Source organism: Bradyrhizobium viridifuturi (assembly GCF_001238275.1).
GTDB classification, from domain to species: domain Bacteria; phylum Pseudomonadota; class Alphaproteobacteria; order Rhizobiales; family Xanthobacteraceae; genus Bradyrhizobium; species Bradyrhizobium viridifuturi.
This window is the reverse complement of sequence record NZ_LGTB01000006.1, coordinates 82,410-97,103: the sequence shown is the minus strand read 5'-3', so window position 1 is coordinate 97,103 and position 14,694 is coordinate 82,410. Positions and strand designations below refer to the sequence as shown.

Here is a 14,694-nt window from a genome sequence, read left to right as displayed (position 1 = left end):
CCATCCGCTCCTATGCCGCCTTGAGCCGATGCGACGCCCCGATCCGGAGCCCGGATGCGCGATCGAACAGCATCGCTGCATCGGGTACGAAACGTACGAACACGTTATCATCAGCCGCGCCGTGCGGCGCATCCGGTGGCAGCGCCGCCAGCCACTCTGTTCCGTCGGCAAGACGGAGCAGCAGCACCGCCTTCTCGTGCATCGGCGTGATCGCAAGGATGCGCGCCGGGATGGCGTCGTCCGCAGACGCCGACGAGATCGCGATATCCTCCGGCCGGACGCCGAGCCAGCATGGGCCAGCAGGCGCTGCGCCATCGGCGGCCTCGAGCCGCATCCTGGCGCCGGCGACATCCGCCGACAGCATGCCATGCTCCGCGACCGGCGAAACCTCGGCGAGGTTGATGGTCGGGTCGCCGAACAGCCGCGCGATCGCCACCGACGCGGGTTGGGCATAGATATCGGCAGGCGTTGCGACCTGCGCGAGCCGGCCGTCGATCAGGACCGCGATGCGGTCGGCGATCGCCATCGCCTCGCGATAGTCCTGGGTCACGTAGAGCACGGCGGCGGTGCCGCGTCGCAGCAGGTTCGGCAGCTCGAGCCGCATCTCGTAGCGCAGCTTGGCGTCGACGTTGCGCAGTGGATCGTCCAGCAACAGCACATCCGGATTGCCGATCAGCGCCCGCGCCAGCGCCGTCCGCTGCTTCTGCCCGTTCGATAATTCGCGCGGCGCGTGGCCGAGCACATGCTCGATCTTGAGCAGCTTGCTGATCGCGGCAACACGGCCGGCAACTTCGTTGCCGCCGGCACGCAGGCCACTTGCGATATTGTCGCGGGCGGTCATGTGCGGGAACAGGGCGAAATTCTGGAACGCCATGCCGATGCCGCGCCGCTCCGGCGGCGCGCCGACCACCGAGCGGCCGCCGATCGTGATGTCACCGTCGTCGGGCTCGAACATGCCCGCGATCATGCGCAACAACACGGTCTTGCCGCTGCCGGACGGACCGAACACCGCAACGATCTCGCCGGGCTCGACCGCGAGCGACAATCCGTCGGCGGGCCGCGCCGCACCGAATGCCTTGCTCACCGCATTGATTTCGAGACGCGCCATCGGATCAGCCTTTCACCGCGCCGAGCGAGAGACCTTCGACCAGATAGCGCTGCGCATAGAGCGCGAGCAACAGGGTCGGCGTCACCGACAGCACGATCGCCGCCGCGATCTGCCCGTACTGGATTCCGGACGCAGTGACGAAGGCCAGCGCACCGACCGTCACCGGCTGCTTGTCGGCGGAGGCCAGGATCAGGGCGAAGACGAAATTGTTCCAGCAGAAGATGAAGGACAGCAGCCCCGCCGCGGCGATGCCCGGTCCCGCCAGTGGCACCGCGATCCGGGTGAAGGCCTCGCGCCAGGAATGCCCGGCGAGCCGGTAGGCATGCTCGATATCGGGGCTGATATCCTCGAAATAGCCGCGCACGATCCACAGGATCAGCGGCAGCGCGATCAGCTGATAGACCCAGACGATGCCGAAGTAAGTGTCGTTGAGGCCGAGCTCCTGATAGTACAGCGACAGCGGCAGCAGCACGAGCAGCGGCGGCGCGAAGCGGAACGACAGCAGCGTGAAGGCGATGCTCTCGCCGAGGCGGAACTTGAAGCGCGCAAAGGCGTAGGCCGCCGGCACACCGAGCAGCAGCGCCAGCACCACCGCCGCGCTCGACAGCACGACGCTGTTGAACAGATTGCGCATGAAGGAGATCTGCAGATTTCCGGCCGCGGTGCGCAGCTGGCCGGAGATCAGCGCCTCGTAATTCGCAAGCGTCGGCTCGAACAGGATCCGCGGCGGAATCCGCAAGATCTGCTCGTTGGTCTGGAACGACATCAGGAAGATCCAGACGATCGGAAACATGAAGAAGATCAGGATCAGCGTGAGCGCCACGCCGCGGAAGATGCGACCGGCAAGGCTGGAATGTTCCATCGCGCCGCTCCCCGTCACGCGTGGCCGTGCGCACGCTCGCGCAACCGCAGCCAGTTCTTGATGAAGATGTTCGACAGGATGTTGGTGATCAGCCAGAGGATCATCAACAGCGCCGCCGACCTGCCGACATTGGTGTACTGGAAGAATTCCAGATAGGCCTGCACCTGGAACACCATCAGCCGGTCGCCCGGCCCGCCCTGCGTCATCGCATAGATGATGTCGAACTGCTGGATCGAATCGAGCAGCCGGAACAGCGACGCCGTGATGATGTAGGGCGCGAGCATCGGCAGCGTGATGCGGAAGAACACGAAGCTCGCCGGCACGCCGTCGAGCGCCGCGGCTTCGAACGGCTGCTGCGGCAGCGAGCGCAGGCCCGCCAGCAGCAGGATCATGATGAAGGGCGTGTAGACCCAGACGTCGACCAGCACCACCGTGAACAGCGCGCTCGACGGATCGGAGGCCCATTTGAAGTCGGTGACGCCGAACAGGCCGACCAGGTAGGACAGGATGCCGAAGCTCGGATTGGTCATCAGCTTCCACATCAGCGCAGCAATCGCCGGCGCCGTCATCAGCGGCAGCAGCAGCATGATCGACACCGCATTGTGGAACCGGGTCGGCCGCCGCAGCAGCAGCGCGATGCCGAGGCCGAGCAGGAGCTCGAGCACGACCGTCACTGCCGTGTAGGTGATCGAGATGCGGAACGTATTCCAGAACGCCGGATCGGACAGGAAGTCGATGTAGTTTCCGGCGCCGATGAAGCCGCGCAGATAAGGCAGGTTCAGCCGGTAGCGCTGCAGCGAATAGACCGCCGCAGTCACGAACGGAACCAGGATCGCCACGCAGACGAGCAGCGCCGGCAGGCTCAGCAGATAGGGCAAGAGGCGCACGCGCGGCCTTGGTTTGGGCGGCGCTGCCTGCGCGTTCGTCTGGAGAAGTTGGACCATGCTCATGATGATAAGAGATCGCGTTCGGCTGGCAAACGCCGCCGGCTCGGATGGGACAAGGCTCCGAGCCGGCGGATGGGTGCGGTGCGGGGGATCGAGCACCGCACAGTTGACCCGTCAGCCGAGACCGGCCTGCTTGAGCTGGCGGTTGATGCTGTCGGCGAGCTTGTCGAGCCCTTCGTCGACGCTGACCTCCTTCGCCACCATCTTCTGCAGCGAGGCGGCCCATTCCGTCGTCAGATCGAAGAACAGCGGCTGCGCCGTGAAGTAGATCTTGGCGCCGGGCGACGACATGTCGTGCTGCTCGAGATAGCCGGGATAGGACTTCGCGATGCGGTCGCGGAACTCGCTGTCCTTCCACACCGAGGTACGCACCGGATTGACGAAATCCATCTTGCGCGCGCCGAACAGGTCATGCTCGACGGATGCCGCCCATTGCATGAACAGCCATGCGGCGTCCTTCTGCTTGGAGAAGGTCGACATCGCGAGCGACCAGATCCAGACGTTCGGGGTCGGCGCCTTGGCGGCCGGATTGGCGGCGAACGGCGCGTAGCCGAGATGCCCCTTTTCCTTGTTGTCGCCGCCGTTCATGAAGTAGCCGAGGATGTCGGCGTCGAAGATCATGCCGGAGGCGCCGGCGCCGAGATCGGTGCGACCTGGTACCAGGTGTAGGTCGACCAGTTCTTCGGCCCCGAGGTCTGGATCATCTTGACCCATTTGTCGTGGAATTCCTTGGAGGCCTTGGTGTTCATCGCGGCCTTCAGCTTGCCGCCCTCCATCACGAAGTCCTTCTGGCCGAAGTTCGAATAGGCCGACAGGAAGCCCGGATGAATGGTCGCCCAGGAGCGCGAGCCGCGCACGCCGACGCCGTAGGGCCCGCCGGCGTCCTTGGTGATCTTGGCCGCAACCTCCAGCATCTCGTCGAGGTTCTTCGGCGGCTTGACCCCGACCTTGTCGAAGACGTTGCGGTTGTAGGTGATGTTGTTGAGCTCATAGCCCCACGGGATGCACCACTGCTTGGCTTTGCCCGAGCCGAGCTCGGATCCGGCGACGCCGTCCCACGCAGTGGAGGCGCGCAAGCCCGGCAGCACGTCGTCCCAGGCGAACGCCGGATTGGTCTTGGCGGGATCCTTGATGTAGGTGTTGAGGTCCTCGATCCAGCCCGCCGGACCATAAGTCCAGGTCATGTAGGCGCCGGTCATGAAGGCGTCGTACTGGTCCGACTTCGACGACAGCGCCGCCGTCACCTTGTCGAAATAGACGTCCTCCGGGAAGATGTCGTAGGTGACGTTCATGCCGGTCAGCGTCTTGAACGCCTCGATGTCGCCGATCATCGCATCGACATAGGGGTGCTTGTTGAGCAGCAGCTTGACGCTCTTGCCGCTTTGGGCCTTCCAGTTGAAGTCCGCAGCCATCGCCTTCGACATCGAGGAGGCAAAGGCGGCGTTGGCGGCAAGGCCCGCGATGCCGAGCTTGGCGGCGCCGTCGAGGAGATCGCGGCGGCTGATGCGTTTGGCAGCGTAGGAGTCGAACAGATTCTTCTCGCGATCGAACATGTATTTCCTCTCCTTGTTGACGCTTTGTTTTATGTGTCCTTCCGGGTCTTGCTTCTTGTCTTGCCGGATGTGGTCTCCGGCTTGTCTGTTGCGAGCGCTTTTGCAGTCGCTTCGTCGATGATGAGGCCGTGCAGGACGCCGCTGCGCAGCACCCCGCGCAGCGCGGTCACCTTGGCCGGTCCGCCGGCGATGGCGACGATGCGGTGCTCCCTGAGATCGGCCATGCTCATGGAGGTGGCGCGCGCCGAGAGATCGGTGTCCAGCACCGCTCCGTCGGCGCTGAAGAAATGGCCGAGCAGATCGGCGCAGGCGCCGACGCGCTTCAGCTCGGCGACTTCGTCGGGCTTGATCATGCCGCTCGACACCAGAAAGCCGTCATGGCTGACTTGGCCGATGCCGACGAACAGCAGCGAAGCCTTGCGCGCCAGCGCGAACACGTCGGCGATGCCGAATTGCTGCATCAGCACGGCGCGATCGGCGACCGAATTGGCGAACACCGGCACCGGCAACAGATAGGCTTCCGCGCCGGTGCGCTCGGCAAGCCGATGAATCACGTCGAACGGATTGGCGGCAAATTTCCGCGTCAGCCCGCCGAGCAACGAGACGAATTGCGCGTCGCGCGCCGGCGTCTGCGGCATCTGCTCGACCACGGCGGCGAGCGTGCGGCCATGGCCGACGCCGATCACCTTGTCGTCGCCGCGCTCCAGGATCTGGCGCAGGAAGCTCGCGCCTTCCAGCGCCAGCGCCTTCAGCGGCAGGTCAGTCTCGCCGAGATCGGGCGCGACGCGGCAGAACGAAAGGCCGAAGCGCTGCGTCAGATCGTTCTCCAGCGCCACGCATTCGGCGACCGGCCCCTCGACGAAAACGCGGATCATGCCCTCGCGGCTGGCGCGCGCGATCAGGCGGTGCGCCTTGGTGCTCTGGATGTTGAGGCGGTCGGCGACCTCCGACTGGGTCAGTCCGGCCGCGAAATACAACCACGCCGCGCGGGTCGCAAGCGACGCCTCGCCGTCGATCGTCGGCAGCCTGTCGGGCGGTGTGGCCATGTCCGGAAAAGTCCGCTTGCAAATTTCTTCACGTCCTGCAAAAAATTGCAGAGGCCGAACGGGGCGTCAATCCCCCAAACGTGCTGCAGCGCAACCAACCTCGAAGCGCGGGCACGAGAGAGCGGTGAGGTCGGATGGGAGGCTTGTATCTCGGCATCGATGTCGGAACCGGCGGCGTCCGCGCCTGTGCGATCGATCCGCAGGCCGGCATCCGCGGCTTCGCTTCGATCGCGCTGCCTGCGCCACGCGTCGACGGCAACGCCATCGACCAGAACCCGGAGCTCTGGTGGCAGGCCGCGACGGCTGCGATCCGCAAGCTCGGCGAGACCGTCGCTCTAGGCGACGTCACGCGCATCGTCGTCGACGGCACGTCGGGCACGTTGCTGCTGGTCGATGCGGCCGGCCGGCCCTGCTCGCCCGGGCTGATGTACAATGATGCGCGCGCACCCGTGAGGCGGCGCGGGTGGCGGCGATCGCGCCGCGCGAGAGCGGCGCGCATGGCGCGAGCAGCGCGCTCGCCAAGCTGCTGTATCTCCAGAATGACGGCTATGTCGGCGATGCGCGCCACGCGGTGCACCAGGCGGACTGGATCGCCGGCCGGCTCGCGAACCATCACGGCATCAGCGACGAGAACAACGCGCTGAAACTCGGCTACGATCCGGTCGTGCGCGCCTGGCCGTCCTGGCTTGAAGCGCTCGGCGTGCGCGACGATCTGCTTCCCGAAGTGCTGGTGCCGGGAACGCCATTCTCCGAACTGGATCCGCAGATCGCGCGTTCGCTCGGGCTGCCCGCCACAACCCACGTCGCGGCCGGCACCACCGATGGCGTTGCGGCCTTCATCGCGACGCGGGCCGACCAGCCGGGCGATGCCGTAACCTCGCTAGGCACCACGCTGGTGGTGAAGCAGCTTGCGACCCAACCGATCTTCGCGGCCGACCAGGGCGTCTATTCGCACCGGCTCGGCGAGCGCTGGCTCGCCGGCGGCGCCTCGAACTCCGGCGGCGCCGCGCTGCTGCTGCATTTCACCGCCGACGAGATGGAGCGGCTGACGCCGCAGATGATGCCGGATGCACCGACCGGGCTCGACTACTATCCGCTGCCGAAACCCGGCGAACGCTTCCCGATCGCCGATCCCGCGCTGGCCGCGCGGATTACGCCGCGTCCGGCGGAAGATTGCCGCTTCTTCCAGGGCCTGCTCGAAGGCATCGCCTCGGTCGAAGCCCTCGCCTACCGCCAATTGGCACGGCTCGGCGCACCGCATCTGCGCCGCGTCATCGGCATCGGCGGCGGCGCGAAGAACGACGCATGGACCAGGATCCGGCACCGCGTGCTCGGTGTGCCGGTCTCGGTCGCCGAACAGACCGAAGCAAGCTACGGGGCCGCGCTGCTCGCGCTGAACGGAGGTCCGCCATGAAGGCCGATGCGACCGCGATCGCCGGCCTTCATGTCATCGCCGACCGCTTCGATCATGTGCTGCTCGACCAGTGGGGCACGCTGCACGAGGGCATGGCGGTGTTCCCCGCGGCGCTGGATTGCGTGGCGCGGCTGCGCGCGGCCGGCAAGCACGTCCTGATCCTCTCCAATTCCGGCAAGCGCGCCGGCAGCAACCAGCGGCGCCTTGCCGCGCTCGGCCTGCCGCCGGAGGCTTATGATGGCGTGCTGTCGTCGGGTGAGGTCACCTGGCACGGCCTGCATGCGCGCGACCAGGCGCCCTTCGCCGAACTCGGACGCACCTGCTTTCTGATCTCGCGCGACGGTGACCGCTCGATCGTCGACGACACCGGCCTCACGCTCGCTTCGACCGTGTACGAGGCCGATTTCATCCTGCTCGGCGGCCTTGACGATGACACGGCCGAGCCTGAACGCTGGCGCAGGCTGCTGACGGTAGCCGCCGCGCGGCAATTGCCGATGCTGTGCGCCAATCCCGACCTCGTGATGTTCGGCGTCGCAGGACTGATCCCTGCACCGGGCGCCCTTGCCGCCTTCTATCAATCGCTCGGCGGCACCGTGCTGTTCGTCGGCAAGCCGCATCCACCGATGTTTACCGCCGCGCGCGATCAATTGGGACGTCCTGCGCCGGAACGAATCCTCGTCATCGGCGACTCTCTCGATCACGATATCGCCGGAGGCCGCACGGCGGGCATGCTGACCCTGCTGATCGGCTCCGGCGCCCACCGCGCCGCGCTTGCGCAGGCGCGCGATCTGCCGCAGGCGATCAGGGCCGCAGCCGGCGCAGCGGCGCGGGTGCCACATTGGACGATGGACCATTTGACCTGGTGAGAATAGTTCGATGCGACCGCCTCAGAGCCTGAACGAACTACGCCGCATGTCGGCACGCGTCGGCCGGAATATCCTGCTGGTGCAAGGCGCCGGCGGCAATTCGTCGATCAAGGAGGCCGACGTGCTGTGGGTCAAGGCGTCCGGCACCTGGCTCGCCGATGCCGAGGACAAGGAGATCTTCGTGCCGGTCGCCTTGTCGGCCGCGCGCGCGGCGCTGACGCAAGGCGACGAACGCGTGCCGCTCGCGAAGGACGCCGGAACCACGCTGCGCGCCTCGATCGAGACCTCGCTGCATGCGCTGATGCCGCACCGGATCGTGCTGCACGTCCATTCCGTCAACACCATAGCGTGGGCGGTGCGCACCGATGCCCGCGACGAATTTGCCCGGCGTCTGGACGGCCTGGCCTGGCGTTACCTCGACTATCACCACCCGGGGCTGCCGCTGGCCCGCGCGGTCGGCGAGGCGATCGCACAGGATGCGGTCGACGTCCTGATCCTCGGCAATCATGGCCTGGTGGTCGGCGCTGCCGGCTGCGACGCGGCGGAAGCCCTGGTCGCCGATGTCGAAAGCCGCCTCGAACTGGAGCAGCGTCGCGCGCCCGTTGCGGATCATGACGCGCTCCGAACGGTCGGCGCCGGCACGAGCTATCGGCTGCCGCGCGATCCGCGCGCCCACGACATTGCCACCGACCGCTACAGCCGCGCGATCGCGACCAGCGGTTCGCTGTATCCCGATCACGTCGTCTTCCTTGGCCCCGGACTGCCGATCCTGGAGCATCACGAGAGCCTGAACGTCATGACCGCGCAGACCATCGCGAACGGCCTGCCGCCGCCGGTTGCGCTTCTCGTCCCGGATGTCGGCAGCCTCATCCGCGAGGACGCGAGCGATGGTGCCGAAGCCATGTTGAGCTGTCTGGCGCTGGTTACCAGCCGGCTGCCCCTGACTGCACGGGTCAACTATCTGACATCAGAGAATGAGCACGCGCTGCTCAACTGGGACGCCGAGCGATATCGCCGGCAACTGACCGCCGATCGCTGATCCGCCGACCGGCGTCTTCGGTCCAGCTGACGTCGCCGCAACCAGGCGCGTGATTGCAAGGGCGGCGTCGTGCCGGCCGCGCACATTCCCGCGGGTTATCGTCTCCTGAAAACTTGCAATTGGACGCTGGTTCGACCCGCGGGCTAATCCCATCGCGAAGCACGGCTCCAAATCCGTGATGGCACCGATCCATCGCCGCATGCTTCGACAGGGAGAAAGCACGTGTCATCTCACGCTCACGCGGAGACCAGTGAAGGCGCGCCGCGTTCGCTGGAGGCCACGCTGAAGGCAATCGGCGTTCCCCTCGCCTTTGTCGTCGCCGCCGCCGTCTGGTTCAGCCCGACCCCGGAGACGCTGTCCTTGCAGGGACACAAGGCACTGGCGCTGTTCGGCGGCATATTCGTGCTCTACCTAACCGAAGCGATCCCGTTGGCCGTCGCCAGCCTGATGGTCGTGCCGCTCGCGGTGCTGACTGGAACGGCGCCGCTTCGAACCGCGCTCGACGGCTTTGCCGCGTCACCCGTGTATCTGATCGTCGGCGCCTTCATCCTCGCGACCGCGATGGTGAAGACCCGGCTTGCCGAGCGCATCACCTACATCATTCTTGCGAAGTTCGGCAGCGCGCCGACGCGGATAACGCTCGGCGTGACGCTGGTCAATATCGCGCTCGCCTTTCTCGTTCCATCGTCGACCGCGCGCACCGCAATCCTGCTGCCGGAATGCCTCAGCATCCTGACGATCTTCGGCGCGGCAGCCCGTTCGCCATTCGCGATCAACCTTCTGCTCACGCTGACGATGACCAACGCGACGATCGGCGCCGGCGTGTTGACGGCGACGGTACCAAACCCCGTGACGGTCGAGTTCGTCGCCAAGATGAGCGGCCACACGATCACCTATGCCGAATGGCTGCTGTACGGATTCCCGCCGGCCCTGGTGATGACCATGTTCACCTGGTGGGTCATCCAGCGGGTGTTTCCGCCGGAATTCACGGCCGGCCACGACCAGGCCGACGCACGGATCTCACAGAATCTCGCCGCCATGGGCCAGATGTCGTCAGCCGAATGGCGCGCTCTCGCGGTGTTCGTGCTGGTGACCTGCCTGTGGGCGACGCAGGGTCTGACCGGGCTCGACACCACGGTGGTGTGCCTGATGGGCGCCTGCCTGCTGTTCCTGCCTCGCTTCGGCGTGATCGACTGGAGCGACGCCAACAAGGGCGTGTCCTGGCAGGTGCTGCTGATCGCCGGCGGCGGCGTATCGCTCGGCGATATCCTGCTCAAGACCGGTGCCGCCAACTGGCTGGCAAATTCAATCTTCCATGCGCTTGGCCTCGCCGGTGCATCTGCGCTGGTCGTCATCGTGGTCGTGATGTTCATCGTGCAATTCATGCACATCATGTTTGTCGGCACGACCGCCATGGCGACCGCGCTATTGCCGATCATCCTGGCGATGGCAACGACCGCGGGCGTCAATCCCGTCGCGCTGGCGCTGCCGGCCGGCATGATCATCGGCGGCTACCCGCTGCTGATGTTCTACAACACGCTGCCGAACATCCTCGTCTACGGCACCGGCCGGTTGCGCGTCGAGGATTTCCCGCGGGTCGGCGTGATCGTCTGCATCGCCGCCTGCCTGCTCTATGCGCTGTGCGCCGCGACCTGGTGGCACTGGCTCGGGCTCGTCTGATCATCATCCGGAGAACACCATGACACTGCCCCTCGCCGGCATTCGTATCCTCGACCTATCGAACGTGCTTGCCGGGCCGTTCTGCGGCTATCAGCTCGCCCGCCTCGGCGCCGAGGTCATCAAGGTCGAAAATCCAAAGGGCGGCGATCTCGCGCGCCGGCTCGGCGCCGATCCGGCGATGGCAAAGAACCTGATGGGCCTGTCGTTCGTCGCCGTGAACGCGGACAAGCAGTCCGTCGCGATCGATTTCAAGGCCGAAGAAGGCAAGGAGATATTCCTGCGCCTCGTCGAAACCGCCGACGTCGTCCTGGAGAACTTCCGGCCGAAGGTCATGGAACGGCTGGGACTCGGCTACGAGGTGCTCGCCAAGCGCAATCCGCGGATCATCTACTGCGCGATCTCGGGCTTCGGCCAGGACGGTCCATGGGCCGCCGGCCGGCCTACGATCAGATCGTTCAAGGGCTTTCCGGTGTCATGAGCGTCACCGGCGATGCCCAAACCGCGCCGCTCCGCACCGGCTTTCCGATCGCCGACACGATCGCGGGCCTCACCGCATCCTTTGCGATCACGGCCGCCCTCGTCGAGCAGCGGCAGACCGGGCGCGGACGGAAGATCGACGTCTCGCTGCTGGAATCGACTTTGGCCGCGATGGGTTGGGTCGTCTCCAACCACCTCAACGGCAATGTCGATCCGCAGCCGATCGGCAACGAGAATTTCACGGCATCTCCCTCCGGCACGTTCGCGACGGGCTGCGGACCGCTCAACATCGCGGCCAACGAACAAAAGCAGTTCGAAGCGCTTTGCGACATCGTAGGAAAGCCGGAGCTGAAGACCGATCCGCTGTTTCGCGAGCGGCAGTCGCGCAAGGACTACCGCGTCGCCTTGAAGCGCGAGCTCGAGGCCGCGCTCGCCGCTAAATCCGCGGCCGAATGGGAGACGCTGTTCAACGCCAAGGGCGTGCCGGCGGGATGCGTCCTGAGCGTGCCGCAGGTGCTGAACGAAGCCCAGATCGTCGGCCGCAAGTTCGTCGAGAGCCTGCAGGCTGAGGTCTCGGGCGGCCAGGCGATGCGCGTCACGCGCCCGGGCTTCCGGCTCGAAACGGACTATCCGGAGCCGTCTCCTCCACCCAGCCTCGGCCAGCACACCGAGAAATGGCTCGGACAGCTCGGCTTCACGCCTGAGGAGATACAGGCGCTCGGCCAGCGCGGCGTCGTCGCCTTCGACAACCGGCCGACGGTGAAGGAGACCATCAGAATGCCGGACCTGAAGGCCCGCGCCGAGACTTCAAGCACCTGAGACGCAATCGAGGACAGATGCCATGACCGACCAAGGCGCCGCAGACCTGCTGCAAAAGGCCACCCAATGGTGGTCGACCGACATCATCGACATGAAGCCGGGTGTGATCCGGTTCCGCGGCTTCCCGATCGAGCAACTGATCGGCCGGGTCTCGTTCCCGCAAATGATCTGGCTGATGCTGAAGGGCGATCTCCCATCGTCAGAGCAAGGCGCGCTGCTCGAGGCCGCGCTGGTCTCCGCCGTGGATCACGGTCCCCAGGCGCCGTCGATCGCGATCGGACGGATGGCCGTGACCTGCGGACTTCCCCTGAATGGCGCAATGGCCTCGGCCATCAACGTGCTGGACGATATTCACGGCGGCGCCGGCGAGCAATGCATGGAGCTGTACGCCGATATCGCGCGTCGCCAGGACGCAGGCGTCGAGCTGAAGACAGCCATCCAGCAGGGCCTCGACGATTTGCCGCGGCAAATGGCAAGATCGTTCCCGGCTTCGGACACCGCTTTCACCCCGTCGATCCGCGCTCGCCGCGGCTGCTCGAGCTCGTCGACGCGGCGCGCGACAACGGCGTGGTGTCCGGACGCTTCGCCGAGATCGGCCGTGGCGTCGAGGACGAGATGCAGCGGCGCAAAGGCCGCAAGATTCCCATGAACATCGACGGCGCGACCGCCGTCATCTATTCGGAGCTGGGCTTTTCGCCAGCGCTCGGACGCGGCCTGTTCATCCTTTCGCGTTCCGTCGGCATCCTTGCGCATGCCTGGGAGCAATCGCAGCAGGGGGGCCGGATCAAGGGACCGATGCCGCCCGGCATCCCCTATCGCTACACCGGACCGGTTCCGCGGGATTTCGTGAAGTGATCGCATCGCCGGTGGGAGGCGGCAACTATCTTGCCGTTCGGCCGGAATGGCTGGCGCGAGGCCGCGAGGCTGCGCTCGAACCCGAGCTGCCGATCATCGATGCCCACCATCATCTCTGGGAGCGGCAAGGCTGGAGGTATCTGTTCGATGAATATCTCGCTGATATCGCCGGCAGCGGCCACAACGTCGCGGCGAGCGTCTTCATGCAGTGCCAGGCGATGTACCGGGCCGATGGACCGGCCGCGATGCGGGTCGTCGGCGAGACCGATTTCGTCAACGGCGTCGCGGCCATGAGCGCGAGCGGCAATTACGGACCGCGGCGGCTTTGTGCCGGAATCGTCGGTCACGCCGATCTGCGTCTTGGAGACGACGTGACGCCGGTGCTCGAGGCCCACATCGCCGCCGCGCCGGACCGGTTTCGCGGCGTCCGGCATATCACCGTGTGGGATGCGGATCGAAGCCTGATGAATCCGCTGAGCGCCGGTCCGCCCGGGCTGCTCGGCGATGCCGCGTTTCGCGCCGGGTTCGCGCGGTTGGCGCCATTGGGGCTGGTGTTCGACGCATGGCTGTTCCACCCGCAAATTCCTGAACTGACCGCGCTCGCGTGGGCTTATCCATACACCACTGTTGTGCTCGACCATCTCGGCGGGGTCGTCGGGATCGGCGCCTACAAGGATCGCCGCGCCGACATCTTCGCCGAATGGTCGCGCGCGATCCGCGAGCTTGCGAGCTGCACGAATGTCTGCGTCAAGCTCGGCGGCCTTGGCATGCGCATCAACGGATTTGGTTTCGAGACGCGGGACGCGCCGCCGGCGTCGGAAGTCCTCGCAGAGGCCTGGCGGCCCTATATCGAGGTCTGCATCGAGGCATTCGGCGCGCAACGATGCATGTTCGAGAGCAACTTTCCGGTCGACAAGGGCTCGTATGGCTATGGATCGGTGTGGAATGCGTTCAAGCGCCTGACGCGCCATGCCAGCGAGAGCGATCGTGCGAGCCTGTTCAGTGGGACTGCCGCGCGCGTTTATGGACTCGCTCTGCCCGGTTGACGACGATGGCCGGCGCGGTGGCCGCGGCATCCGTCATGCCTGGTAACGTGACCTGTTCGAGAAAGTCACGCCCCCTGGATTTGAGCAGGCTGACGACGCGCTGCGCGGCTGGAGACAAATAGCCATCCCGGCGGGTGACGAAACCCAGCGGCCTTCGCATCGTGGTGGTGTCGATCATCAGGCGGTCGAGCTGGCTGCCCAGCCGAAGCGGATGCAGGTTCCGCGTTGATGTGAAGCTGAGCAGCGCCGTGTCGGCGATCAGCTTGGGCAGCGTCGTGATCGAATTGGTCTCGATCTGCACCGTCGGCGGGGCAAGACCGTGCGCCTCGAACACGTTGTCCAGCCACTGGCGCATCGCGACGGTGCGGGCCGGCAGCACCCATTTCGCGGCGACCAGATCCTCGATGGCGAGCGGCTTGCCGCAAAGCGGATGCTCCTTTGCCGCGACCACGACGACGTCGTCCATGCCGAACGCCTCGTGACTGAACTCCTGCTCGTCGGAGGGCAGGATCGGGCCGATCGCAAGATCGAGGGTCCGCTCGCGCAGCGCCGCCCGGACCACGCCGCTCATTCCGATCTGCACCTCGATCGCGACGCCCGGTGCGTCGGCGATGATGGCGCGGCAGATCTGGGGCAGCAGGTACTCGCCCATGGTCGCGCCGCAGCCGATGCTGACGCGGCCGGCCGCACCGGCAGCGAAATCGGTGACCTCGCGCAACGACTCCTCCATCGCCTCGCGCATCCGCCGGGCCCGCGCCAGCAGCACTTCGCCGACCCGCGTCAGCGTGATCCCGCGCCCGGTCCGCTCGAACAGATCGGCGCCCACCGCCTCTTCGAGACGCTGGATGCATTTGGTCAGCGCAGGCTGGGTGCGGCCAAGCTTGTCGGCGGCCCGGCCCATGTGGCCGAGATCGGCAATCACCTCGAAATAGGTGAGGTCGCGAAGGTCCACTTCTTCCTCCCGGTTATCGGTTCTTGAACA

General features: G+C 66.1%; 9 protein-coding genes and 4 pseudogenes. 7 read left to right on the top strand and 6 right to left on the bottom strand.

Features of this window, described 5'->3' with window-relative positions; all coding sequences use genetic code 11:
- Positions 1-10: 10 nt before the first annotated feature.
- The 5 genes and pseudogenes from ALC15_RS07530 to ALC15_RS07510 all read right to left on the bottom strand — a co-directional run bounded on the left by ALC15_RS07530 (position 11) and on the right by ALC15_RS07510 (position 5,516).
- On the bottom strand, positions 11-1,108 hold the full coding sequence (locus tag ALC15_RS07530) for an ABC transporter ATP-binding protein (protein WP_050626681.1): 1,098 nt from the start codon (positions 1,106-1,108) through the stop codon (positions 11-13).
- 4 nt (positions 1,109-1,112) lie between these two features.
- Positions 1,113-1,970, bottom strand: a complete 858-nt coding sequence (locus ALC15_RS07525) for a carbohydrate ABC transporter permease (protein ID WP_050626764.1) — start codon at positions 1,968-1,970, stop codon at positions 1,113-1,115.
- Positions 1,971-1,984: 14 nt separating this feature from the next.
- Positions 1,985-2,914 (bottom strand): carbohydrate ABC transporter permease, encoded by a 930-nt coding sequence (locus ALC15_RS07520; RefSeq protein WP_200914649.1) that lies wholly within the window; start codon positions 2,912-2,914, stop codon positions 1,985-1,987.
- Positions 2,915-3,031: 117 nt separating this feature from the next.
- Positions 3,032-4,470: pseudogene (locus tag ALC15_RS07515) on the bottom strand (extracellular solute-binding protein).
- Positions 4,471-4,499: 29 nt separating this feature from the next.
- Entirely contained in the window at positions 4,500-5,516 is a 1,017-nt protein-coding gene (locus tag ALC15_RS07510) for a sugar-binding transcriptional regulator (RefSeq protein ID WP_050626679.1), read from the bottom strand.
- A 134-nt stretch (positions 5,517-5,650) separates the two neighbouring features.
- On the opposite strand from ALC15_RS07510, the pseudogene ALC15_RS07505 reads away from it, so the two are divergent.
- The 7 genes and pseudogenes from ALC15_RS07505 (at position 5,651) to ALC15_RS07475 (ending at position 13,712) form a co-directional block, all read left to right on the top strand.
- A pseudogene (locus tag ALC15_RS07505) lies at positions 5,651-6,930 on the top strand (FGGY-family carbohydrate kinase).
- Complete coding sequence (locus ALC15_RS07500) at positions 6,927-7,796, top strand: TIGR01459 family HAD-type hydrolase (protein WP_050626678.1); 870 nt, start codon at positions 6,927-6,929, stop codon at positions 7,794-7,796. Before ALC15_RS07505 ends, ALC15_RS07500 begins: the two are co-directional and overlap by 4 nt.
- A 10-nt stretch (positions 7,797-7,806) precedes the next feature.
- A complete protein-coding gene (locus tag ALC15_RS07495) occupies positions 7,807-8,835 on the top strand; it encodes a class II aldolase/adducin family protein (protein ID WP_050626677.1) in 1,029 nt (342 codons plus the stop codon).
- Positions 8,836-9,057: 222 nt separating this feature from the next.
- Entirely contained in the window at positions 9,058-10,515 is a 1,458-nt protein-coding gene (locus ALC15_RS07490; protein WP_050626676.1) for an SLC13 family permease, read from the top strand.
- Between the two features lie 19 nt (positions 10,516-10,534).
- Positions 10,535-11,811 (top strand): annotated as a pseudogene (locus ALC15_RS07485) (CaiB/BaiF CoA transferase family protein).
- A gap of 22 nt (positions 11,812-11,833) precedes the next feature.
- Positions 11,834-12,666: pseudogene (locus ALC15_RS07480) on the top strand (citryl-CoA lyase).
- A complete protein-coding gene (locus tag ALC15_RS07475; protein WP_198961131.1) occupies positions 12,663-13,712 on the top strand; it encodes an amidohydrolase family protein in 1,050 nt (349 codons plus the stop codon). The pseudogene ALC15_RS07480 and the gene ALC15_RS07475 overlap by 4 nt, the downstream one beginning before the upstream one ends.
- Here ALC15_RS07475 and ALC15_RS07470 read toward each other — a convergent pair.
- Positions 13,666-14,664 (bottom strand): LysR family transcriptional regulator, encoded by a 999-nt coding sequence (locus tag ALC15_RS07470; protein WP_094193747.1) that lies wholly within the window; start codon positions 14,662-14,664, stop codon positions 13,666-13,668. The two genes, ALC15_RS07475 and ALC15_RS07470, sit on opposite strands and share 47 nt — an antisense overlap.
- Between the last annotated feature and the right edge of the window lie 30 nt (positions 14,665-14,694).